This is a genomic window from Staphylococcus caseorum, from assembly GCF_049943195.1.
GTDB classification, from domain to species: Bacteria; Bacillota; Bacilli; order Staphylococcales; family Staphylococcaceae; genus Staphylococcus; species Staphylococcus equorum_A.
Genome location: NZ_JBNFUA010000001.1, coordinates 1,057,398 through 1,076,055, shown reverse-complemented (window position 1 = coordinate 1,076,055; position 18,658 = coordinate 1,057,398). Strand labels below are relative to the sequence as shown.

Genomic DNA, 18,658 nt, shown 5'->3' with positions numbered 1-18,658 from the left:
GGCTATCACATGAGTCAAAAGGAATTTAAGATTACTGTTGAAGATGGCACAATGTTAGAAGTGAAATTAGATAAAGCCAAACATGAAACAATTGGTGTTGTACATTTGCTTCATGGTATGGCAGAACATATGGGAAGATATGATGAACTTGTTGAATCGTTTAATCAACAAGGATATGATGTATTACGCCATAACCATAGAGGCCATGGTAAAGAAATAAATGAAAAAGAACGCGGACATATAGATGATATATCGCAAGTAGCGGATGATACATATGAAATTGCTCAAACAATGTGTACACACTATACGAACATCCCATACATTATGATTGGTCATTCTATGGGTTCTATTATAGCGCGTGTATTTGCTCAAAAATATCCTGATGCAGCGCAAGGTTTAATTCTTAGTGGCACAGCACAATATCCAAAGTATTTAGGTCTACCCATTGCTGCATTAATGAAAATCATTACTTTAATATTAGGGAAACGACGTCGATTGAAGTGGATTAACCGATTAATGTATAAATCATTCAATAAAGATATCAAAAATCAAAAAACTTCAAGCGATTGGTTATCTAGCGATGCTCGAGAAGTGGCTAAATTTATAAAAGATCCGAATACTGGTTTTTTAGTTTCCAATCAACTTATATACCAAATAATAAAACACGCATTAGCCACAAGTCGTGTAAAAAATATTGAAAAAATGAATACAGAACTTCCTGTACTACTCATATCGGGTAAAGACGATCCGTTAGGTGGCAAAGGTAAAGGTATTAGAAAACTAGGAAAATTATATAAACGCTGTGGTGTGAAACATGTAACAGTCCATTTATACAAAAATAAACGCCATGAAGTTTTATTCGATACGGATTCTGATATTACATGGAATAACATGTATGAATGGATTGAAAAGCAAATTTTAAAAAAGATAAATAATAATAGTAAATAACTAAAGAGAGTTGATATACACGTGCATAACGATAAACCTTTTTTAATCGTACTTGTAGGACCGACTGCTGTTGGAAAGACAGAATTTAGCATTGAATTAGCGAAAAAATTTAATGGTGAAATTATCAGTGGCGATTCAATGCAAGTATACAAGCATATGGATATAGGTACAGCAAAGATTACACCAGATGAAATGTCAGGCGTGCCACATCATATGATAGATATATTAGAACCAGATGAAACATTTTCTGCATTTGATTTTAAAAATAGAGCCCAGCAATTAATAACTGAGATTACTGATAGAGGATGTGTGCCTATAATTGCTGGAGGCACGGGCTTATATATCCAGTCTCTGATTCACGATTATGCGTTTGAAGATGAAACAATCACAGAAGAAGAAAGTGAAGTAGTAGATAAAAAATTAGCAGAATTAGATCAGCTATCAAATGAAGCGTTACATCAGTATTTATCATCATTTGATAGTGAGTCAGCAGAAGATATTCATCCTAATAATAGAAAAAGAGTGCGCAGGGCAATACAATATTATTTAAAAACAAAAAAACTTTTAAGTTCTCGAAAGAAAGTTCAACAATATACAGAAAATTATGATACATTATTATTAGGGATAGAAATGTCGCGTGACATATTATATCAAAGAATAAATAAACGCGTAGATATAATGTTGGAACGTGGTTTACTTGATGAAGTGAAACAACTCGTAGATGCGGGATATGAATCATGTCAAAGTATGCAAGCTATAGGCTATAAAGAAATGTTGCCTGTAGTGAAGTGCGGTACAAATAAAAATGACGCAATAGATAAATTAAAGCAACATTCTCGAAACTATGCAAAGCGACAGATGACTTGGTTCAAAAATAAGCTAGACGTAGTATGGTTAGATAAAGAGAAAATGTCACTTTCATCGATGTTAGATGAAGTTTCAGTCCAAATAAAGAAAAGGAGTATAGAACATGAAGACAACAGAAAACATCCAAGATAAATTCCTAGGACAATTTAAGACTGATCAAACAAAAGTGATTGTGTTTTTAATGAATGGTTTTCAAATGAAAGGTGTTATTGAGGATTATGATAAGTATGTAGTATGCTTATTATCTCAAGGTAAACAGCATTTTATTTATAAACATGCTATCAGTACTTTTACAATTGATGATGCACCTCAAACATCATAATCAGAAAATATATAATTAAAAATTAAAAACTAAAAAAGCTACACTAGATTAATTGATATCTAGTGTAGCTTATATTTATTTATAGATATTGTAATGATTAATATTGTTTCAGAAAATCATAAAATCTTCAAATTATAATAATGCTTCAATTTCTGATTCGATTTGATTAGGTTTTTTCTGTGGAGAAAAGCGTTTTACAACTTTACCATCTTTATCTACTAGGAATTTAGTGAAGTTCCATTTGATTTTTTCATTGAAGACACCATTTTGTTCTTTAGTTAAAAATTCAAATAGTGGGTGTTGATTTTCACCTTTGACATCAACTTTTTCATGCATTGGGAAAGTAACGCCATAGTTAATTTTACAGTTTTGTGTAGCTTCTTCACCAGTGCCAGGCTCTTGACCTCCAAATTGATTACAAGGGAAACCTAATACTATAAAATCTTGATCTTTATATTTATCATATAAACTTTGAAGTCCTTCGAACTGTGGTGTAAAACCACATTCACTAGCCGTGTTAACAATTAACATGGGTTGTCCTTGGTACGTATCTAATTTGTACGATTCTCCATTTGGTTTCTGAACTTCTATGTCATATATAGTCATTTTAATTCACCTCTTATAAATAATCTAACATAAATTGGCGCTGTAGTCTTTATATATACACTATGATAGAATAGCTAAGAAAAGAGGTGCATGTTATGACCCAACAACAAACTTATAATACAAAAAAAGAATTAGAAACAGCTATTTTAGTTGGAGTACATGCTCAAAATGATGATGAATTTGATTTTGAGTCGACAATGGAAGAATTAGCATCATTGTCAGAAACGTGTCAACTAAACGTTCAAGAACAGTTTACTCAAAACAGAACGCATTTTGATAGAAAATATTATGTTGGTAAAGGGAAATTAGAAGATATTCGAGCGTATATTGAATATCATGATATCGATGTCGTTGTTGCTAATGATGAATTAACAACAGCACAATCAAAAGCGCTAAATGGAAATTTAAATGTGAAAATTATCGACAGAACGCAATTAATATTAGAGATTTTTGCATTAAGAGCAAGCAGTAAAGATGGTAAATTACAAGTTGAATTAGCGCAACTTGATTATTTAATGCCAAGATTGCAAGGACATGGACGTAGTTTGTCACGTTTAGGTGGCGGTATTGGGACAAGAGGCCCTGGTGAAACGAAGCTAGAAATGGACCGCCGTCATATTAGAACGAGAATGAATGAAATTAAACATCAATTAGAAACAGTAGTTGAACATCGTGAACGTTATCGTAATAAACGTGAACAGAACCATGTTTTCCAAGTTGCACTCATAGGTTATACGAACGCAGGTAAATCATCTTGGTTTAACATGCTTGCCAATGAAACAACATATGAAAAGAATTTATTATTCGCAACACTTGATCCTAAAACACGACAAATCCAGATAAACGATGGGTTTAACTTAATTATTTCAGATACAGTTGGATTTATTCAAAAGCTGCCAACGACATTAATTGCAGCTTTTAAATCAACGCTTGAAGAAGCAAAAAATGCGGATCTATTATTACATGTCGTTGATAGTAGTCATCCTGAGTATAGAGCGCAATATGATACTGTGAATGGAATTGTTGCAGATTTAGATATGGCACAAATTCCGCAAGCGATTATATTTAATAAAAAAGATTTACATGAAGGCGCGACACCGACAACGAATAAGCCATCGGTATTTGTTTCTAGTCGAGATGAAGCAGATATAGACAAAGTAAAACAATTGCTATTTGATCAAGTGCAAAAAGCACTCACATATTATGAAGAAAGCATACCAAGTGCGAATGCGGATAGATTATATTTTCTCAAACAGCATACACTTGTCTCAGAATTAATATTTAATGAAGATGATGCGACTTATGAAATTAAAGGATATAAAAAAGAATAGAAGGAAGTAATGATTAATGGAAGATATGAAACAGCTGATTGCTAATACAGAAGAAACATTAGCACCATATTTCAGAAACATTGAGGCAACAGCATATGTTAATCAGGAAAAAGTATTAGATGCATTTCATGCGGTTAGAGCAACTGAAAATGACTTGCAAGGCACTACTGGTTATGGCTATGATGATTTTGGTAGAGACCATTTAGAAGAAATTTATGCTCATGTTTTTAAAGCAGAAGATGCTATTGTCAGACCGCAAATTATTTCAGGTACCCATGCGATAACGATTGCTTTACAAAGCACATTAAAATATGGTGATGAGCTGTTATATATAACAGGAAATCCTTATGATACTTTATTAGAGGTTATTGGCATAAATGGAAATGGTATTGAAAGTTTGAAAGAATACGGCGTGAGTTATAATAAAGTTGATTTAAAAGATGATGATATAGATATAGAAGAAGTAATGAATCAAATCAAACCACAAACCAAAGTTATTGCAATTCAACGTTCTAAAGGGTATGATCAACGACCTTCTCTTAATTTAGAAGTGATTAAGAGCGCAATTCAAACAATAAAATCACAGTATCCGGACGTGATTATTTTTGTAGATAATTGTTATGGTGAATTCGTTGAAACGCATGAACCGATAGAATGCGGTGCAGATTTAATTGCTGGATCATTAATTAAAAATCCAGGTGGTGGCTTAGCTAAAATTGGTGGTTATATTGCCGGCAAAGAATCATTAGTTGCTAGATGTGGATACCGTTTAACTGCCCCTGGTATAGGTAAAGAAGCGGGCGCCTCCCTTAACTCATTACAAGAAATGTACCAAGGCTTTTTCTTAGCACCTCATGTTGTTAGCCAAAGTTTAAAAGGCGCATTGTTTACGAGTCTATTATTAGAAAAAATGAACATGCGTACAAAACCAAGATATGATGTTCCAAGAACGGATCTTATACAAACAGTTGAATTTGATACCAAAGAGCAAATGATTCAATTTTGCCAAAGTATTCAACATGCTTCACCGATTAACGCGCACTTTAAGCCAGAACCTGCTTCTATGCCAGGCTATGAAGACGATGTTATTATGGCTGCTGGTACGTTTATCCAAGGTTCGTCTATTGAATTATCAGCTGATGGTCCAATTCGACCACCATATGAAGCCTATGTACAAGGTGGCTTAACTTACGAGCATGTGAAATTGGCAGTAACAAGAGCTGCAGCAAATCTTAAATCACAGCAACTGATATAAAAGGAAGCTAAAATCCATGTATTCTATCAAACACACATTTTGAAGTAATATACTTGCTAATGATGTGAATTTAGATAAAATATATGGATTTTTTTGAACAAATTAAAGGAATTTTCTAAAAATTAATATGATTTATAAATGTTGATAAGACGCACGTTAGTGATACCAAGGGTTCAAAGGATATGTGAGGAAACCTTACATATTTTTGAAATTATTGAAAAATTGTGCTAAATTTAGAACAAGTTCAAAAATAGAGGTGAGGGAATTGAAGTCAAACGATACATTAAGACGCAATATGCCTGTATTCTCTATCAGTGTTGTAACTAAATTGAGTGAATTAACCGCAAGACAAATTCGCTACTATGAAACACATGAACTGATTAAACCACAACGTTCAGAAGGCAATAAGAGGCTCTTTTCATTAAATGATTTGGAACGACTTTTAGAAATTAAAAAACTGATTGAAAAAGGATTTAATATCAAGGGTATTAAGCAAATTCTTAATGAAGAGCAAAGTCATCTTTCTGATGATGAACAAGAAACAAGAAAACAAATGATAGTTGAAGCTACCCAGAAACCACAACGAGAAGCAATACCGATAAATCGTGGTGACTTATCACGTTTTATCAAATAATATTAACGGGGGACATTTACAATGCCAAAACGTACATTTACTAAAGAAGATATTCATAAGTTTGCTAAAGAAGAAAACGTAAGATATTTACGCTTACAATTTACTGATATTTTAGGCATAATTAAAAACGTAGAAGTACCAGTTAGCCAACTAGAAAAAGTATTAGATAATGAAATGATGTTTGATGGTTCTTCAATTGAAGGTTTCGTTCGAATTGAAGAGTCAGATATGTATTTATACCCAGATTTAGATACATGGGTTATCTTCCCATGGACAGCAGGACAAGGAAAAGTTGCTCGACTTATCTGTGATGTTTATAAAACAGATCATACACCATTTGAAGGTGACCCACGTTCAAACTTAAAACGTGTCTTAGAAAATATGAGAGAATTAGGATTCTCAGATTTGAATTTAGGGCCTGAGCCAGAATTCTTCTTATTTAAATTAGATGAAAAAGGTGAACCAACATTAGAATTAAATGATAATGGTGGATACTTTGACCTTGCGCCAACAGATTTAGGTGAAAATTGTCGTCGTGATATTGTATTAGAACTTGAAGACATGGGCTTTGATATTGAAGCGAGTCACCATGAAGTCGCACCAGGTCAACATGAAATCGACTTTAAATATGCAGATGCAATTACAGCTTGTGATAAAATTCAAACATTTAAACTTGTTGTAAAAACAATTGCACGTCAACATAATCTACATGCGACGTTCATGCCGAAACCTTTATTCGGTGTTAATGGTAGTGGGATGCACTTTAATATGTCATTATTCAAGGGCAAAGAGAACGCATTCTATGATCCAGATGGCGATATGCAAATGACGAAAGATGCTTATCATTTCATAGCAGGTACTTTGAAAAACGCACGTGGTTTCACAGCTGTATGTAATCCTTTAGTAAACTCATACAAACGTTTAGTTCCAGGTTACGAAGCACCATGTTATATCGCTTGGAGTGGTAAAAACCGTTCACCATTAATCCGTGTACCAACTTCTCGTGGATTATCTACACGTGTTGAAGTACGTTCAGTAGATCCAGCTGCCAATCCATATTTAGCATTAGCAGCACTTTTAGAAGCAGGTTTAGATGGTATTAAAAATAAACTAGAAGTTCCAGAACCAGTTAACCAAAACATTTATGAAATGAATCGCGAAGAACGTGAAGCTGTTGGTATAGAAGATTTACCTTCAACTTTATACACTGCTGTTAAAGCAATGAAAAATAACGCACCAATTAAAGAAGCTTTAGGCAATCATATTTATAATCAATTTATTAACTCTAAATCAATTGAGTGGGATTATTATAGAACACAAGTTTCTGAATGGGAAAGAGAACAATACCTTAAAGAATACTAGGTGCTAAGCAAGAGGGGTAATATTAGTAATATCAACAACTCGGGTCATTCTGAATGAATGATTTCGGGTTGTTTTTTTGCACCCATTTAATTTTAAGAAGTGTGTTGGGTGCATTTTGGGTGCAGACTTTAAAAGATTTCTTTTTCTTGAATGAACTTTTCAAAGTCCTCTTTTGCTTTATGATTCATGTTTTCTGTTACGTGACTATATACTTGTTCAGTCACGCTCATTGTTTTATGACCCAATCTTTCTTGAATTACTTTCATAGGTACATCACTTTCTAATAACAACGTCGCGTGAGTATGTCTTAATTTGTGGATGCTTAAACCTTTTTCTAAACCTAATATATTTTCTGTTACATGTTTCATAGTATTATGAGTTGTACTTCGAGGTATAGGGTCACCAAAAGAATTACAAAATATAAAATCATGTGAATCATTGTAAATATCTTCATTGACTATTCTGTTAGCATTTTGTAGATACTTCAATTTAGTTAGCTCTTTAGCCAAATCTTCTGTTATATATATTGTTCTATCTTCTTTATTCTTAGTAGGATTCCATCTATCGTTTTTTTGATCGTAAGACTTAGTAATTGAAATAGTTTTATTTTTTTTGTCATAATCAGACCAAAATAAAGCGTTAGCTTCTCCCACACGTATTCCTGTTTCTACCATAAATCTGAACATATAATATTGATATACATCTCGTTTTTTTACGGCTGCTAAAAACGGTTTTATTTTATCTTTTGGTATATATTGTGCTTTTTCAGGGTTTTTTAAATCTCTATGTTTCAATTCTACGTTATCACATGGATTAAAATGTAGAATACGGTCGTAAACAGCTTGTTGCAAAGCTCGGTTTAGAAAAGAATGAGATTTCTTAATCGTTGACTTACTGTATCCTTTTTCTATTAAGTCATTTATAAACTCTTGGTGTAATGATGATGTTATTGATTTTATAGGGATGTTTCCATAAAATTTTAGAACTCTCATTTTTGAAAATTTTTCTATTTCAATTGTGCTTTGACTAAGTTTATCATTGCGCCAAGTTTTTAAATAATATTCCATCCAGTCATCTAACAAATAATCTTTTTGTACTTGCATACCTGTATTCAGAGAATTCTCTAATTCAACAGCTGCACGTTTAGCGTCACTCTTAGTTCTAAAACCACTCTTAGAGATTGATTTTCTATCTCCCTTTTCGTTATGATAAAAAACTCTACATCTCCATTTAGAACCTCTTTTTTCAATTTGTGCCATTCTATCACTCCTTTTAGAGCTGTTATTTGGTAAAAAAGATAAAAATATATAGGGCACGGTATGGGTGCCCATTTTAATGTTGTTTAATTCAAAAATATAAAGTATAATAAATAAAAAAGTAAAAGGAGGGAGAACGCTATGGAAATAATTATTGCTATTTTAAACATTTTAACTAAAGTTTCAATGTTTGTGATTCTCCTGGTACCTATATATATTATTGCTTTTTATTTACTGAAATTTATATTTGAAATATTTAAGTTTTATAATATTCACTCAATTAAAATCACTTCCTTTTTAGTATCTGTTATAATTATATTTACTAATGTTAAATTTCTAGACATCTATTAGTTAGGTGTCTTTTTATATTTATTTATATCTGGAACTTCTGCTTCACCTTGTATTTTCAGTTTTTCCATTTCTTCTTGGTGTCGATTTTTTTCATGATCTTCTTTTAATTTTTGTTCATTTATCTTTATATACTCTTCAGCTAAACCATTAGTTTCTATAGTGAAATTTTTTATTTCAACTTTGCCACCTAATAAAATATTGCTTATTATACAAAAACCAACAAAGTATTTGGCGGCATTTTTACCTTTTCCTTCATATTCTTGTTTACCTGGCGACTTTATATAAATAGTACTCATTAAATCTGAGAGATTATAAAAATCATTATGTAAATATTCGTTTGCAATCCATGGAATATTAGTTAATGTCCTTAAATTTTCCGCTGATAGAGTAGTTTTTTTATTTATTTTAATAGAATAAACTATTTTTTCACCTTTAACGTAAAAATCATGTAGTGATGAATCAATTTCATTAGAGTAATCATTAATATCAGAAATTGTGTGATGACTTTGGAGCATTTTAAACAATTTTAAATCTAAGTTTCTTTTACTAATCAATTTAATCGTTTTTATTTTACGTCTTTTAACATATGGACAGTTACCTTCATCAATTTCAGTTTGTGAAATATTTTGATTATATACATCACTTGTTATTTCGCAAAACATTAAGACTTGTGAGCCTTCGGACGGTAGAATCACAATATCTCCTATTTTCATTTTATTGTAGAATTTATTAATATTGTTAATAACTAAAGTTTGTTGCTTGTTCTCAGGATAATAGTTATCTAAAATTCTTAAAGCTAGTTCTTTATTAACACTTTCACAGTAATCTTTTTTATCAAGTTTATTCCAACCAATAGCAATAAATTTTTCGCTAGTAAATTCTTCATACCAATTGCCTCCTTCAGTACGAAGTAACCAATAATTTCTATTTTCAGGTATATTTGGGATATTTAAATTATTCTTTTCAAAAACATTTAATATTTCTTTATTAATTCCTTCCATTCTACATTCTCCTCAATAATAATTTATAAAAATATATAGGGCAGTGGTGACTGCCCGTAGAATTATTCATCTAAATCCATTAATCCAGCACCAGGTACCGCATTTGGTCCGGCTGCTGCTTGTGCTTCTTTACCTTGTTTGTATTCTTCATATGCTGCGCTTTGTTCGTCTTGTGTCCAACCTGGAGAAACCACATGTTCACCATTCATATTAGTATTTTGTTCTTCATTAGGATTAAGGTTGGCGGGGTTTTCTTCAGTTGGTCCACTTGTTAAACCGTCTTGTTCCTCAACTACAGGTGCTTGTTCTTGCGACTGGACAGGTTGCTGTTCTTGAGTATTTACTTGCTCTTGAGATTGTACAGGTTGTTCTGTACTTTGTTGCTCTTGTGCTTGTGTTTCCTCGTTTGCTACTTCTTCGTTAGATTTATCGTCCGGTTTGCTCTTTTTATCTTCATCAGATTTCTTATCATCTTTCTTACTTTCTTTATCAGACGATTTTGTTTCTTTCTTGTCTTCTAACCTACTTTCTTCTTCACTCCCACATGCTGTTAACACCAGAAAACTTGCTAATAATAAAAATACTACCTTTTTCATTTCACATTCTCCTTAACTTTATTGATTATAAGTGGTTAAATTTTAACTATAAAAAGATAAAAATATATAGGGCAGTGGTGACTGCCCAAATATTATTATGTAATTAATATAGCTAGTATTATAACTAAAAAGCACATAGTTAAAGCTATTTTATCTTTGGTTTTGATAGTTATCTTCCTTTATTTTAATCATTCTAAATGATCGACAGCGTATTTAGCTTCATCAGGAGTGAATTTATCACCAGCATCTGAAGTAAGTTGAGAGTAAATTTCATCGTCAGACATATCCATCATGTCTAAATAATTTTCAGCAGATTTCAAAGCGTTCTCATTATAATCTGCTTCTAGATTATCGACAGCGTATTGTGCTGCATCTTCTGGATATTTGTCACCTGCTGAAGAAGTTAATTGGTCGTAAATAGCATCTTTAGACATGTGCATTGTATCAGCATATGTTTTAGCTGAACCTAATGCAGCTTTTGCTTCGCGGTTTGGTTTATTTTCGTTCGTATCTTGTTTAGCTGCAGGTTCTTTTGTATCTTTTTCTATTTCCGATCCTTTATTGACATCATTTTGTACACTTGTCTTTTTAGAAGATTCATCTTTTTTATCTTCTTTATCATTATTATTTTCAAGTTCTTTAATTTCTTTTTTTAAGTCCTTATTTTCTGCGTTTACATTCTTTAATTCTTTCTTTAAATCGTTATTGGCCTGGTTTTTTTGATTGGAGGAGTTATTAACTTTCTCCCCATCGTTATTTCCAAGACTACTCAAATAAACTATTACAAATAAGCAAGTAATCACAACTCTTATCCATAATTTCCACTTTTTGAATCCCCACATTAAAGCTAAACCCACAGGGTAAATAAATATAAGTGCTAAAATAACTAATAAACTTCGTTCGTACCATTTTGGTTTTTTAGTTGAGCTTTCCATACTATCGAAAGTTTTAAAATCATTATTCATTATAAATTCTCCTAATAATATATTTATGTTATAAAAACATATTAATTATTAGTGTACATAAAATATATTATGAATTGTAGTAGGTATAGAAAATTCTTTTTTAACATTTTACACAATATTCAGAATGATATACATATTATTAAAAATGTAGTTTATTTATTTAATTCACATATACTTTTATCCTGAACAATATATTTAATTGCACACGTGTACAAAGACACGTGTATTGTTTCGATATAGTATTTTTTGTTAATTTTGTAAATTTATAGTTAAAAAATTAGAGAATAACTCTGCCTGCAAATTTAACATCAGAATCTCCGTAAAAATTCATATCTTCATATTTAGAATTTAGAGAAACTAAACGTATGTGATCTTGATATATAAATACTTTTTTAACGTATGCTTCACCGTCTACAACAAATACACCTAATTGCCCACTATTAATACTTGTATTTTCTTCTACAAATATAATTTCTTTGTGTTCAAAAAGTGGTTCCATAGAATCACCATTAACTTGTAAAGCGAAATCGTGGGGTGGAACAACGCCAGCAGGGTAGTTCACTGTGAATTCTATATCATCTACTAAAGTTTCACCGGTGCCTGCTGATACGTAACCATTTACAGTTACTTCTTCAGTCTTAGAATCTTTATATGATTGTAGGTAAATAATACTCTCACCTTGTTGCTGCACTGAGTAATGATGTTCTGCGTATGCTAAAACACGTTTTTTTCTTTTTTCTTCTAATTTATTATAAATTTCTGTTATATCATTATTCTCTCTATACGTTGAATCTATATCACTTTTCATTACTCCGAAGTAATTAGCGATTCTTTGTATAACCCCATGAGAAGGGTTAGAACGTAAGTTTAAATAATCGCTTAAAGTTGATGGAGATATATCTATATTACTTGCTAATTCTTTTTGGCTAATTTTATTTTCCTTTATTAATTTTTTTATATTAGCTGCTATTACTTTATTACGGTGATTTTTTTCCATAACAATAGCACCTCCTTATTTCGTATTATACGAAATAAACGGACAAATGTAAATGATTTATACGAAAAAAACGAATTTATGTGTTGACAGTACGAAAAAATCGTATTATAGTTGGTGTATCGAAAGGCGGTGATGCTAATGAGAACATTAAAAGAGTTGAGAATTTCCAACGGTTTAACTCAGATAGAATTAGCGCAACTATTTAAAGTTTCTTCTCGTACCATACAAAATATGGAAAAAGATTCATCAAATATAAAAGATAGCTTGTTATCAAAATACCTAGCAGCATTCCAAGTTAGTTATGATGATATTTTTTTAGGTAACGAATACGAAAATTTCGTATTAAGGGAAAAGAAAAAGAATTCAGTAATTATAAATTATAAAGATAAACAGGAGTGTTGAAATCATGAATGAATTACAGTTATTTCAAAATTCAAAGTTTGGGAATTTAGAAGTCTTAACTATTGAAGGGAAAGAATGGTTTCCAGCGACAGAAGTAGCCAAGAAATTAGGATACAAAGACCCTTATAAAGCAATAAAGCAACATACAAAATTAAAGGGGTGGGCGAATCACCTAGTCCCTTCGATGGGAGGTAATCAAAACAAAAAATTTATTGATGAAGGTAATCTTTACAGATTAATAACCAATTCAAAATTACCACAAGCAGAAGAGTTTGAAGAATGGGTATTTGAAGAAGTTTTACCCTCTATTCGCAAACATGGCATCTACGCTACTGAAAATGTAATAGAACAAACTATGAAAGACCCAGATTACATTATCAATATTCTTATGGAATACAAACAAGAAAAAGAAAATAATTTACTTTTAAAACAAGAAATTGGAGAACTTAAACCCAAAGCTGACTATGTAGATGAAATATTAAAATCGCCAGGAACTATGACGATAACTCAAATTGCAGCTGATTACGGTCTGTCTGCTCAAAAATTAAATAAATTACTACATGAAGCACGTATACAACGTCGAGTAGGTAAACAATGGGTGTTATATACAGAACATATGAACAAAGGTTATACAAAGTCAGAAACGATAAATATCGTTCGTTCAGATGGAACACCAGATACACAACCACAAACAAAATGGACACAAAAAGGCAGATTAAAAATACATGAATTACTTACTGACTTCGGTTATGAAGCAGAGGTAATAAAAATATAGGAGGAACTTAAATGACACAAGAACAAATCGAAAAATTAAATAACATTGTAATTACATTGCATTTAGCAAAACAAGATAAGGGTCCAACTTTTATTCATAGTGATGTTACTTCGTTAAAAGGGCTTGGCAATATTGAACATTCATATGAAGTAGATAGAGAAGAACATTTGGAATCAATGATTGAGTGGGCGATTGACCAGATAGAACAAAACTTTGATTTAGAATTCGAACAGTAGGAGGAAATTCAATGAGGGATAAAATAAAGGGTTTGGAAGTAGATTTGAAAGTTACAGAAATAAAACAAACGCCTACTAAAAATAAGTAGACGCTGCAAATTATTATTTGAGTAAACCATTGTCAGATAAACGCTCCAGTGTATCAGCAAGTAGGGTTGCTGAATAACTAGTGTTCAGTTCAACTATATAACTAAACAACGCGTTAATATCGACATTACCATCAAAATCTGTAATTTCGTCCATCTTAGAATCTATATCTTCTTGGGTAAAAAATTCAGATTGAACATGATTAACAGACTCAATAACAATATCTTCATATTTAGACATAATATCACCTCCTTAGGTGATTATAGCAGAAAACATATTGCGCAATATAAGAAATTTCGAACAATAGGAGGAAACGGAATGAAATTTGAAAAAATCATTAGTGAAAAAGACGAAGAAAAAGCAATACAAGAAATTATAGATGTTTTAGTTAAATATAATCTAACCATAAATAATTTCAATAAAATATTAGATTCAGTTTTTAGAGAGTTTTATGATAATGCAACATTAAAATAGCCCTCGAATAAGACGAGAGCTTGATCCTAAAAGTATCTAAAGGAATAAGAACTACTATCGACAATCAAATAAAAAATTCCAGATTCATTAATAGTTATTACAGCAGGGTTTCTATCAAAGTAACCACCATAATAGCTGAATCTCTGACCTTTTAAATATTTACGATAATTAATTTTGTTCACCAAAATAACATTTGAAGCATTGTCTAATTTAACCTCGACAGTAAGAGAACCATTAGACTCAAAAGTTGGGATTTTAGCAACCATATTAAATTTCACCACCCACTATCGCAGTAGCGATAACACTATTGTACGAAACTATAATAATAAAAGCTATAGGAGGATTAAGTATGAACTTAAAACAAGTATTAAAAATAACACTCCTAATCGTCATCTTGGCGGAAGAGATTAAGAGTGTTGGGAAAAACAAAAACTATAGATTAAATATTGATACTGATGAACTTGTTGAAAAACTAAGTAAAAAAAGAAAAGTTGATATTTATTAATCTTTTAAGTCGCTTTTCATATGTTCAATTAATCCAGAACGTATTAAAACGCCCATGATTAGATTTTGGGCATAAGTTCGAGACTCAGATATGCAATACGGAATAGCGTTGGTATATTCCAAATTCCCATCTTCATTTAGATGTTTTTGCAGTCTTTTAGAAACATTTTCTTCGGAAAACATATCATCACTTAGATTATCATCAATATCTTGAAGTAAATCAAAAAGTTCTTGTTTATTCATAATAACACCCCCTTTGCACACAGATAAATAAATTATACCAGAAAGGAGCAGATACTATGTTAAATCTTCAAATCAATGATGATCACATCAACAAAATGGTAGACGAAAAAGTTAAAGAAATTCTAAAAACTTATAAACGTACACTCGTTACAGTCGATATGAAAGATTTAGTTAAGATGACTGGATTGAGTCAATCAACATTAGAACAGAAAATTGTTTGTGAACCAGAGGTTGTTGCAGTAACTAGAAGAATTGGCACAAGAGTTTTATATAAATATCCAGAAATAAAAAATGCCTTGTCTGTAGTTATAGACAGGTTAGGAAAATAGGAGGGATAACAATGAGAGGTTTACTAGCATTATCAACAGCAGTGGTCATATTCTTCATAGCTTTGATATTCACGAAAGACTTTATCCACTTATTTCTAATCTACTGGGTAGCTGTTTGCTTTAGCTACATGGCTTGGGACGGTTGGATTAACTATTTAAAGACAGAAAAAAAGACCGCTAAGCGTGGGCACGTTTAACGGTCGAGAATTAAGACAAAAATATACTACTTAAATATACACCTAATTAATGGAGGTCGTCAAATGTATTACAGAATCAATGATGAAAGTAAGAAAGTAATTAATGTTCAAGGGTTCCAATTCATCTTACGTGTTAGAAAGATGACGCAATTTGAAGTAAATATATCTGTTGAAACATTAGACAATGTATTTATAGATGAAATCTTAGTAGCTGATGAAGAACTAGGAGTAAACACTGCAAGAGAAATCTTAGAACAATCCGTATTCAAATGGATAGATGAGAACACCGATGAAGCTGATAGAGTAATGAGCGCTGTGATGACATGGTAGGAGGAATATAAATGAGTACATTATTTAATCTAACTGACAATTATAAACAAGTTTACGACTTAATCGCAGAACAAGGTGATGAACAAGCCTTAAACGACACACTGGAAAGCATCAACGACGCTTTAGAAGATAAAGCAGATGGTTATGTATCAGTTATCAAATCACTAGAAAGTGACAACAAAGCCATAGATGACGAAATCAAGAGACTACAACAACGTAAGACAACTAACAAGAATGGTATTGATCGCTTGAAAGAATCATTGAAAGTGTATATGGAAGCAACAGGTAAAACTAAATTCAAAACAGCATTGAACAGTTACAACATTCAAAATAATCCACCTTCTTTAAATGTAATTGAAGAAAAACACATACCAAGTGACTTTTGGCTTTCACAAGCGCCCAAATTAGATAAAAAAGCATTGTTGAAACATATTAAAGAAAATGACGATGTTGACGGTGTGGAAATTAAACAAACACAAAGTTTGAGGGTGAGATAAATGATTGAACAAAACAATGAACAAGCAGACCTTTTAACTCAACTAGGAGTTAAAGATATCAGTAAACAAAATGCTAATAAATTTTATAAGTTTGCTATTTACGGCAAGTTTGGTACTGGGAAAACGACTTTCTTAACTAAAGATAATAACGCGCTTGTACTTGATATTAATGAAGATGGAACAACAGTTACAGAAGATGGTGCAGTTGTATCAGTTAAAAATTATAAACACTTTTCATATGTAATTAAGTCTTTGCCACAGATATTAGAAAAGTTACGCGAGCATGGCAAAGAAATAGATGTAGTTGTAATTGAAACTATACAGAAGTTAAGAGATATAACAATTGATGATGTTATGAGCGGCAAAAATAGAAAGCCTACATTTAATGATTGGGGCGAAACAGCTACACGAATTGTTAGTATGTATCGATTTATTTCTAAGCTACAAGAGAAGTATCAATTCCACTTAGCTATCAGTGGACATGAGGGCATCAATAAGGACAAAGACGATGAAGGTGGAACAATCAATCCAACTATCACAATTGAAGCACAAGAACAGATTAAAAAAGCTGTAGTGAGCCAATCAGATGTATTAGCAAGAATGACTATTGAAGAAACAGAAGTAGACGGTCAAAAAAATTACGACTATGTGTTAAATGCAGAACCTTCAAGTTTGTTCGAAACGAAAATTAGACACTCACAAAGTGTGACGATCAATGACAAACGGTTTGTTAACCCCAGTATTAACGACGTAGTAGAAGCAATTAGAAACGGAAACTAAAGGAGAGATAATTATGAACGAAGATAAAAATAAACTATCTCAAGAAGATTTGCTTAAGATAGTTTGGAAAGATATATACCGTTTGCTAGGCGATATCTCAAGAACTTTTAATTTAATATTCAATGTGTTTGTTGTTGTATTAATTTTAATCGCATTGGTTATTTTATGTAGTTTTGTAATATTTCCATTACTTTGGTGACAAAAGGTATTAATACAGTTAATACCCAAAAAATAAAGTTTATTAAATATTTTATACCCAAGGACATTTGTATTGGTATTACTATGTTTAGCAATCTCGCCGGTAAAGAAAGAGTTCTCTCTATAGCGTATTTTGGGTTCTTTAAATCGTTAAGCCTTTTATCTTCAAGTTCTCTATTGTTTTGAAGTTGTATTATTTTATCTTGAACTCTTGATGGATTCATTATGTCGTATTGATCTAAAACAAAGACATCCTTTATCAAAACACTAATTAAACTGCCTTTAAATAGAATTTCGTTAGCTTTACGATTGTTTACTTCACCGTTATTTAAATTATATAAATGTTCGATATGTAAATTTAAATAATAAGTTAAATCGTTAAATCTATTAAGCGACTTTTTTATTAAAGATAAATAATAGTATATAAAAACTAAAATAAAACAACCAAAGATGACTAAGCACCATAGCATAAGTATATTTCACCTCTTTCTAAAACAAACTAAATAAATTGTATCAGTAAATATTATAAACAAAAAGGAGCAATTCAATTATGAAAATTACAGGACAAACGCAATATGTAAAAGATACAAACCAAGATAAATTCTATAACGGTTCAGCAGGATTTCAAGCAGGAGAATACACAGTTAGAGTTAAGGACATTGAATTTAAAGATAATGAAAATCGCTATTTTACTATCATTTTTGAAAATGACGAAGGTAAGCAGTATAAACACAATCAATTTGTACCACCTTATAAATACGAGTTCCAAGAAAAGCAATTAATAGAGTTATTAACACGTTTAGGGGTTAATTTAAATCTTCCTAGCCTAGAATTTGATACGAATGACTTAATAAACAAGCCTTGTCATCTGATTTTGAAATGGAAATTCAATAAAAATGAAGGGAAATATTTCAGTGATTTTTCATATATTAAACCATATAAAAATGGTGATGGTGTAGTTAATAAACCAATTCCGAAAGACGAGAAAATGAAGGCTGAAGAAAATGGAGAAAGTCAACCTAAAGCTTCATTAAACGACGAAGATAATCCATTCGCAAATGCTAACGGTCCTATTGATATAAATGATGACGACCTTCCATTCTAGGATGTGATTA

28 protein-coding genes are annotated in these 18,658 nt (G+C 31.4%); 19 read left to right on the top strand and 9 right to left on the bottom strand.

What is annotated here, in order from left to right:
• Positions 1-9 precede the first annotated feature (9 nt).
• From ACP3TL_RS05635 to hfq, 3 genes are read left to right on the top strand one after another with little or no spacing between them, the layout of a single operon-like run.
• Positions 10-948: an alpha/beta hydrolase gene (locus ACP3TL_RS05635; RefSeq protein ID WP_069815940.1), complete on the top strand. Its 939-nt coding sequence runs from the start codon at positions 10-12 to the stop codon at positions 946-948.
• Positions 949-969: 21 nt separating this feature from the next.
• A complete protein-coding gene (miaA, locus tag ACP3TL_RS05630; RefSeq protein WP_069832837.1) occupies positions 970-1,947 on the top strand; it encodes a tRNA (adenosine(37)-N6)-dimethylallyltransferase MiaA in 978 nt (325 codons plus the stop codon).
• Positions 1,919-2,137 (top strand): RNA chaperone Hfq, encoded by a 219-nt coding sequence (gene hfq / locus ACP3TL_RS05625; protein WP_002507796.1) that lies wholly within the window; start codon positions 1,919-1,921, stop codon positions 2,135-2,137. Before miaA ends, hfq begins: the two co-directional genes overlap by 29 nt.
• Before the next feature lie 132 nt (positions 2,138-2,269).
• On the opposite strand, the gene ACP3TL_RS05620 is transcribed toward hfq, so the two are convergent.
• On the bottom strand, positions 2,270-2,743 hold the full coding sequence (locus tag ACP3TL_RS05620; protein WP_065337888.1) for a glutathione peroxidase: 474 nt from the start codon (positions 2,741-2,743) through the stop codon (positions 2,270-2,272).
• A gap of 95 nt (positions 2,744-2,838) precedes the next feature.
• Here ACP3TL_RS05620 and hflX point away from each other — a divergent pair, with 95 nt between their 5' ends.
• The 4 genes from hflX to glnA all read left to right on the top strand — a co-directional run bounded on the left by hflX (position 2,839) and on the right by glnA (position 7,325).
• A complete protein-coding gene (gene hflX / locus ACP3TL_RS05615) occupies positions 2,839-4,074 on the top strand; it encodes a GTPase HflX (RefSeq protein WP_069832836.1) in 1,236 nt (411 codons plus the stop codon).
• 16 nt (positions 4,075-4,090) lie between these two features.
• The gene (locus ACP3TL_RS05610) at positions 4,091-5,329 is read left to right on the top strand and encodes a methionine gamma-lyase family protein (RefSeq protein ID WP_285325592.1); all 1,239 of its coding nucleotides are present in this window, start codon (positions 4,091-4,093) and stop codon (positions 5,327-5,329) included.
• Between the two features lie 265 nt (positions 5,330-5,594).
• Positions 5,595-5,963 carry a MerR family transcriptional regulator gene (locus ACP3TL_RS05605; RefSeq protein ID WP_002507792.1) on the top strand — a complete coding sequence of 123 codons (369 nt, stop codon included), beginning with the start codon at positions 5,595-5,597 and terminating at the stop codon, positions 5,961-5,963.
• Between the two features lie 21 nt (positions 5,964-5,984).
• Complete coding sequence (gene glnA / locus ACP3TL_RS05600; RefSeq protein WP_285336712.1) at positions 5,985-7,325, top strand: type I glutamate--ammonia ligase; 1,341 nt, start codon at positions 5,985-5,987, stop codon at positions 7,323-7,325.
• Positions 7,326-7,453: 128 nt separating this feature from the next.
• Here the strand turns inward: glnA and ACP3TL_RS05595 are convergent, their stop codons facing one another.
• From ACP3TL_RS05595 to ACP3TL_RS05575, 5 genes are all read right to left on the bottom strand, one after another.
• Positions 7,454-8,584: a site-specific integrase gene (locus ACP3TL_RS05595; RefSeq protein ID WP_285325593.1), complete on the bottom strand. Its 1,131-nt coding sequence runs from the start codon at positions 8,582-8,584 to the stop codon at positions 7,454-7,456.
• 344 nt (positions 8,585-8,928) lie between these two features.
• Positions 8,929-9,933, bottom strand: a complete 1,005-nt coding sequence (locus ACP3TL_RS05590; protein ID WP_069878221.1) for a hypothetical protein — start codon at positions 9,931-9,933, stop codon at positions 8,929-8,931.
• A gap of 62 nt (positions 9,934-9,995) precedes the next feature.
• Positions 9,996-10,529 (bottom strand): hypothetical protein, encoded by a 534-nt coding sequence (locus ACP3TL_RS05585; RefSeq protein WP_285325594.1) that lies wholly within the window; start codon positions 10,527-10,529, stop codon positions 9,996-9,998.
• A gap of 188 nt (positions 10,530-10,717) precedes the next feature.
• Complete coding sequence (locus ACP3TL_RS05580) at positions 10,718-11,494, bottom strand: Ltp family lipoprotein (RefSeq protein WP_285325595.1); 777 nt, start codon at positions 11,492-11,494, stop codon at positions 10,718-10,720.
• A gap of 277 nt (positions 11,495-11,771) precedes the next feature.
• Complete coding sequence (locus ACP3TL_RS05575) at positions 11,772-12,491, bottom strand: XRE family transcriptional regulator (protein WP_285325596.1); 720 nt, start codon at positions 12,489-12,491, stop codon at positions 11,772-11,774.
• A gap of 138 nt (positions 12,492-12,629) precedes the next feature.
• Here ACP3TL_RS05575 and ACP3TL_RS05570 point away from each other — a divergent pair, with 138 nt between their 5' ends.
• Genes ACP3TL_RS05570 through ACP3TL_RS05560 form a run of 3 tightly spaced genes read left to right on the top strand, consistent with a single transcriptional unit; the run spans position 12,630 to position 13,904 of the window.
• Complete coding sequence (locus ACP3TL_RS05570; RefSeq protein ID WP_203217189.1) at positions 12,630-12,893, top strand: helix-turn-helix transcriptional regulator; 264 nt, start codon at positions 12,630-12,632, stop codon at positions 12,891-12,893.
• Between the two features lie 4 nt (positions 12,894-12,897).
• Entirely contained in the window at positions 12,898-13,668 is a 771-nt protein-coding gene (locus tag ACP3TL_RS05565; RefSeq protein WP_285325597.1) for a phage antirepressor, read from the top strand.
• An 11-nt stretch (positions 13,669-13,679) separates the two neighbouring features.
• On the top strand, positions 13,680-13,904 hold the full coding sequence (locus ACP3TL_RS05560; protein WP_285325598.1) for a TscA family type II toxin-antitoxin system antitoxin: 225 nt from the start codon (positions 13,680-13,682) through the stop codon (positions 13,902-13,904).
• Between the two features lie 102 nt (positions 13,905-14,006).
• On the opposite strand, the gene ACP3TL_RS05555 is transcribed toward ACP3TL_RS05560, so the two are convergent.
• Complete coding sequence (locus ACP3TL_RS05555; RefSeq protein WP_285325599.1) at positions 14,007-14,231, bottom strand: hypothetical protein; 225 nt, start codon at positions 14,229-14,231, stop codon at positions 14,007-14,009.
• A 78-nt stretch (positions 14,232-14,309) separates the two neighbouring features.
• On the opposite strand from ACP3TL_RS05555, the gene ACP3TL_RS05550 reads away from it, so the two are divergent.
• Positions 14,310-14,465: a hypothetical protein gene (locus tag ACP3TL_RS05550; protein ID WP_285323139.1), complete on the top strand. Its 156-nt coding sequence runs from the start codon at positions 14,310-14,312 to the stop codon at positions 14,463-14,465.
• A 26-nt stretch (positions 14,466-14,491) separates the two neighbouring features.
• On the opposite strand, the gene ACP3TL_RS05545 is transcribed toward ACP3TL_RS05550, so the two are convergent.
• Positions 14,492-14,731, bottom strand: a complete 240-nt coding sequence (locus ACP3TL_RS05545) for a DUF1883 domain-containing protein (protein WP_285323140.1) — start codon at positions 14,729-14,731, stop codon at positions 14,492-14,494.
• An 83-nt stretch (positions 14,732-14,814) separates the two neighbouring features.
• On the opposite strand from ACP3TL_RS05545, the gene ACP3TL_RS05540 reads away from it, so the two are divergent.
• On the top strand, positions 14,815-14,970 hold the full coding sequence (locus tag ACP3TL_RS05540; RefSeq protein ID WP_285325600.1) for a hypothetical protein: 156 nt from the start codon (positions 14,815-14,817) through the stop codon (positions 14,968-14,970).
• On the opposite strand, the gene ACP3TL_RS05535 is transcribed toward ACP3TL_RS05540, so the two are convergent.
• Positions 14,967-15,212: a hypothetical protein gene (locus tag ACP3TL_RS05535; protein WP_285325601.1), complete on the bottom strand. Its 246-nt coding sequence runs from the start codon at positions 15,210-15,212 to the stop codon at positions 14,967-14,969. The genes ACP3TL_RS05540 and ACP3TL_RS05535 overlap by 4 nt on opposite strands.
• 56 nt (positions 15,213-15,268) lie before the next feature.
• On the opposite strand from ACP3TL_RS05535, the gene ACP3TL_RS05530 reads away from it, so the two are divergent.
• The 7 genes from ACP3TL_RS05530 (at position 15,269) to ACP3TL_RS05500 (ending at position 18,648) form a co-directional block, all read left to right on the top strand.
• Positions 15,269-15,541 (top strand): hypothetical protein, encoded by a 273-nt coding sequence (locus tag ACP3TL_RS05530; RefSeq protein WP_285323144.1) that lies wholly within the window; start codon positions 15,269-15,271, stop codon positions 15,539-15,541.
• A gap of 11 nt (positions 15,542-15,552) precedes the next feature.
• Positions 15,553-15,738 (top strand): hypothetical protein, encoded by a 186-nt coding sequence (locus ACP3TL_RS05525; protein WP_285325602.1) that lies wholly within the window; start codon positions 15,553-15,555, stop codon positions 15,736-15,738.
• A gap of 63 nt (positions 15,739-15,801) precedes the next feature.
• Complete coding sequence (locus tag ACP3TL_RS05520; protein ID WP_285325603.1) at positions 15,802-16,068, top strand: DUF1108 family protein; 267 nt, start codon at positions 15,802-15,804, stop codon at positions 16,066-16,068.
• An 11-nt stretch (positions 16,069-16,079) separates the two neighbouring features.
• Positions 16,080-16,565, top strand: coding sequence for a siphovirus Gp157 family protein (locus tag ACP3TL_RS05515; protein ID WP_285325604.1), 486 nt, complete (start codon positions 16,080-16,082; stop codon positions 16,563-16,565).
• Positions 16,566-17,345 (top strand): ATP-binding protein, encoded by a 780-nt coding sequence (locus tag ACP3TL_RS05510; protein ID WP_285325605.1) that lies wholly within the window; start codon positions 16,566-16,568, stop codon positions 17,343-17,345. It begins immediately after the preceding gene.
• Positions 17,346-17,358: 13 nt separating this feature from the next.
• Positions 17,359-17,544 (top strand): hypothetical protein, encoded by a 186-nt coding sequence (locus ACP3TL_RS05505; RefSeq protein ID WP_285325606.1) that lies wholly within the window; start codon positions 17,359-17,361, stop codon positions 17,542-17,544.
• Between the two features lie 549 nt (positions 17,545-18,093).
• Positions 18,094-18,648 (top strand): single-stranded DNA-binding protein, encoded by a 555-nt coding sequence (locus ACP3TL_RS05500; RefSeq protein WP_285325607.1) that lies wholly within the window; start codon positions 18,094-18,096, stop codon positions 18,646-18,648.
• The last annotated feature ends 10 nt before the right edge of the window (positions 18,649-18,658 follow it).

Coding starts and splice junctions, on each gene's coding strand:
- ACP3TL_RS05635 (WP_069815940.1), top strand. CDS start 10: ATGAGTCAAAAGGAATTTAAGATTACTGTTGAAGATGGCACAATGTTA.
- hfq (WP_002507796.1), top strand. CDS start 1,919: ATGAAGACAACAGAAAACATCCAAGATAAATTCCTAGGACAATTTAAG.
- ACP3TL_RS05620 (WP_065337888.1), bottom strand. CDS start 2,743: ATGACTATATATGACATAGAAGTTCAGAAACCAAATGGAGAATCGTAC.
- hflX (WP_069832836.1), top strand. CDS start 2,839: ATGACCCAACAACAAACTTATAATACAAAAAAAGAATTAGAAACAGCT.
- ACP3TL_RS05610 (WP_285325592.1), top strand. CDS start 4,091: ATGGAAGATATGAAACAGCTGATTGCTAATACAGAAGAAACATTAGCA.
- glnA (WP_285336712.1), top strand. CDS start 5,985: ATGCCAAAACGTACATTTACTAAAGAAGATATTCATAAGTTTGCTAAA.
- ACP3TL_RS05595 (WP_285325593.1), bottom strand. CDS start 8,584: ATGGCACAAATTGAAAAAAGAGGTTCTAAATGGAGATGTAGAGTTTTT.
- ACP3TL_RS05590 (WP_069878221.1), bottom strand. CDS start 9,933: ATGGAAGGAATTAATAAAGAAATATTAAATGTTTTTGAAAAGAATAAT.
- ACP3TL_RS05585 (WP_285325594.1), bottom strand. CDS start 10,529: ATGAAAAAGGTAGTATTTTTATTATTAGCAAGTTTTCTGGTGTTAACA.
- ACP3TL_RS05580 (WP_285325595.1), bottom strand. CDS start 11,494: ATGAATAATGATTTTAAAACTTTCGATAGTATGGAAAGCTCAACTAAA.
- ACP3TL_RS05575 (WP_285325596.1), bottom strand. CDS start 12,491: ATGGAAAAAAATCACCGTAATAAAGTAATAGCAGCTAATATAAAAAAA.
- ACP3TL_RS05570 (WP_203217189.1), top strand. CDS start 12,630: ATGAGAACATTAAAAGAGTTGAGAATTTCCAACGGTTTAACTCAGATA.
- ACP3TL_RS05565 (WP_285325597.1), top strand. CDS start 12,898: ATGAATGAATTACAGTTATTTCAAAATTCAAAGTTTGGGAATTTAGAA.
- ACP3TL_RS05560 (WP_285325598.1), top strand. CDS start 13,680: ATGACACAAGAACAAATCGAAAAATTAAATAACATTGTAATTACATTG.
- ACP3TL_RS05555 (WP_285325599.1), bottom strand. CDS start 14,231: ATGTCTAAATATGAAGATATTGTTATTGAGTCTGTTAATCATGTTCAA.
- ACP3TL_RS05550 (WP_285323139.1), top strand. CDS start 14,310: ATGAAATTTGAAAAAATCATTAGTGAAAAAGACGAAGAAAAAGCAATA.
- ACP3TL_RS05545 (WP_285323140.1), bottom strand. CDS start 14,731: ATGGTTGCTAAAATCCCAACTTTTGAGTCTAATGGTTCTCTTACTGTC.
- ACP3TL_RS05540 (WP_285325600.1), top strand. CDS start 14,815: ATGAACTTAAAACAAGTATTAAAAATAACACTCCTAATCGTCATCTTG.
- ACP3TL_RS05535 (WP_285325601.1), bottom strand. CDS start 15,212: ATGAATAAACAAGAACTTTTTGATTTACTTCAAGATATTGATGATAAT.
- ACP3TL_RS05530 (WP_285323144.1), top strand. CDS start 15,269: ATGTTAAATCTTCAAATCAATGATGATCACATCAACAAAATGGTAGAC.
- ACP3TL_RS05525 (WP_285325602.1), top strand. CDS start 15,553: ATGAGAGGTTTACTAGCATTATCAACAGCAGTGGTCATATTCTTCATA.
- ACP3TL_RS05520 (WP_285325603.1), top strand. CDS start 15,802: ATGTATTACAGAATCAATGATGAAAGTAAGAAAGTAATTAATGTTCAA.
- ACP3TL_RS05515 (WP_285325604.1), top strand. CDS start 16,080: ATGAGTACATTATTTAATCTAACTGACAATTATAAACAAGTTTACGAC.
- ACP3TL_RS05510 (WP_285325605.1), top strand. CDS start 16,566: ATGATTGAACAAAACAATGAACAAGCAGACCTTTTAACTCAACTAGGA.
- ACP3TL_RS05505 (WP_285325606.1), top strand. CDS start 17,359: ATGAACGAAGATAAAAATAAACTATCTCAAGAAGATTTGCTTAAGATA.
- ACP3TL_RS05500 (WP_285325607.1), top strand. CDS start 18,094: ATGAAAATTACAGGACAAACGCAATATGTAAAAGATACAAACCAAGAT.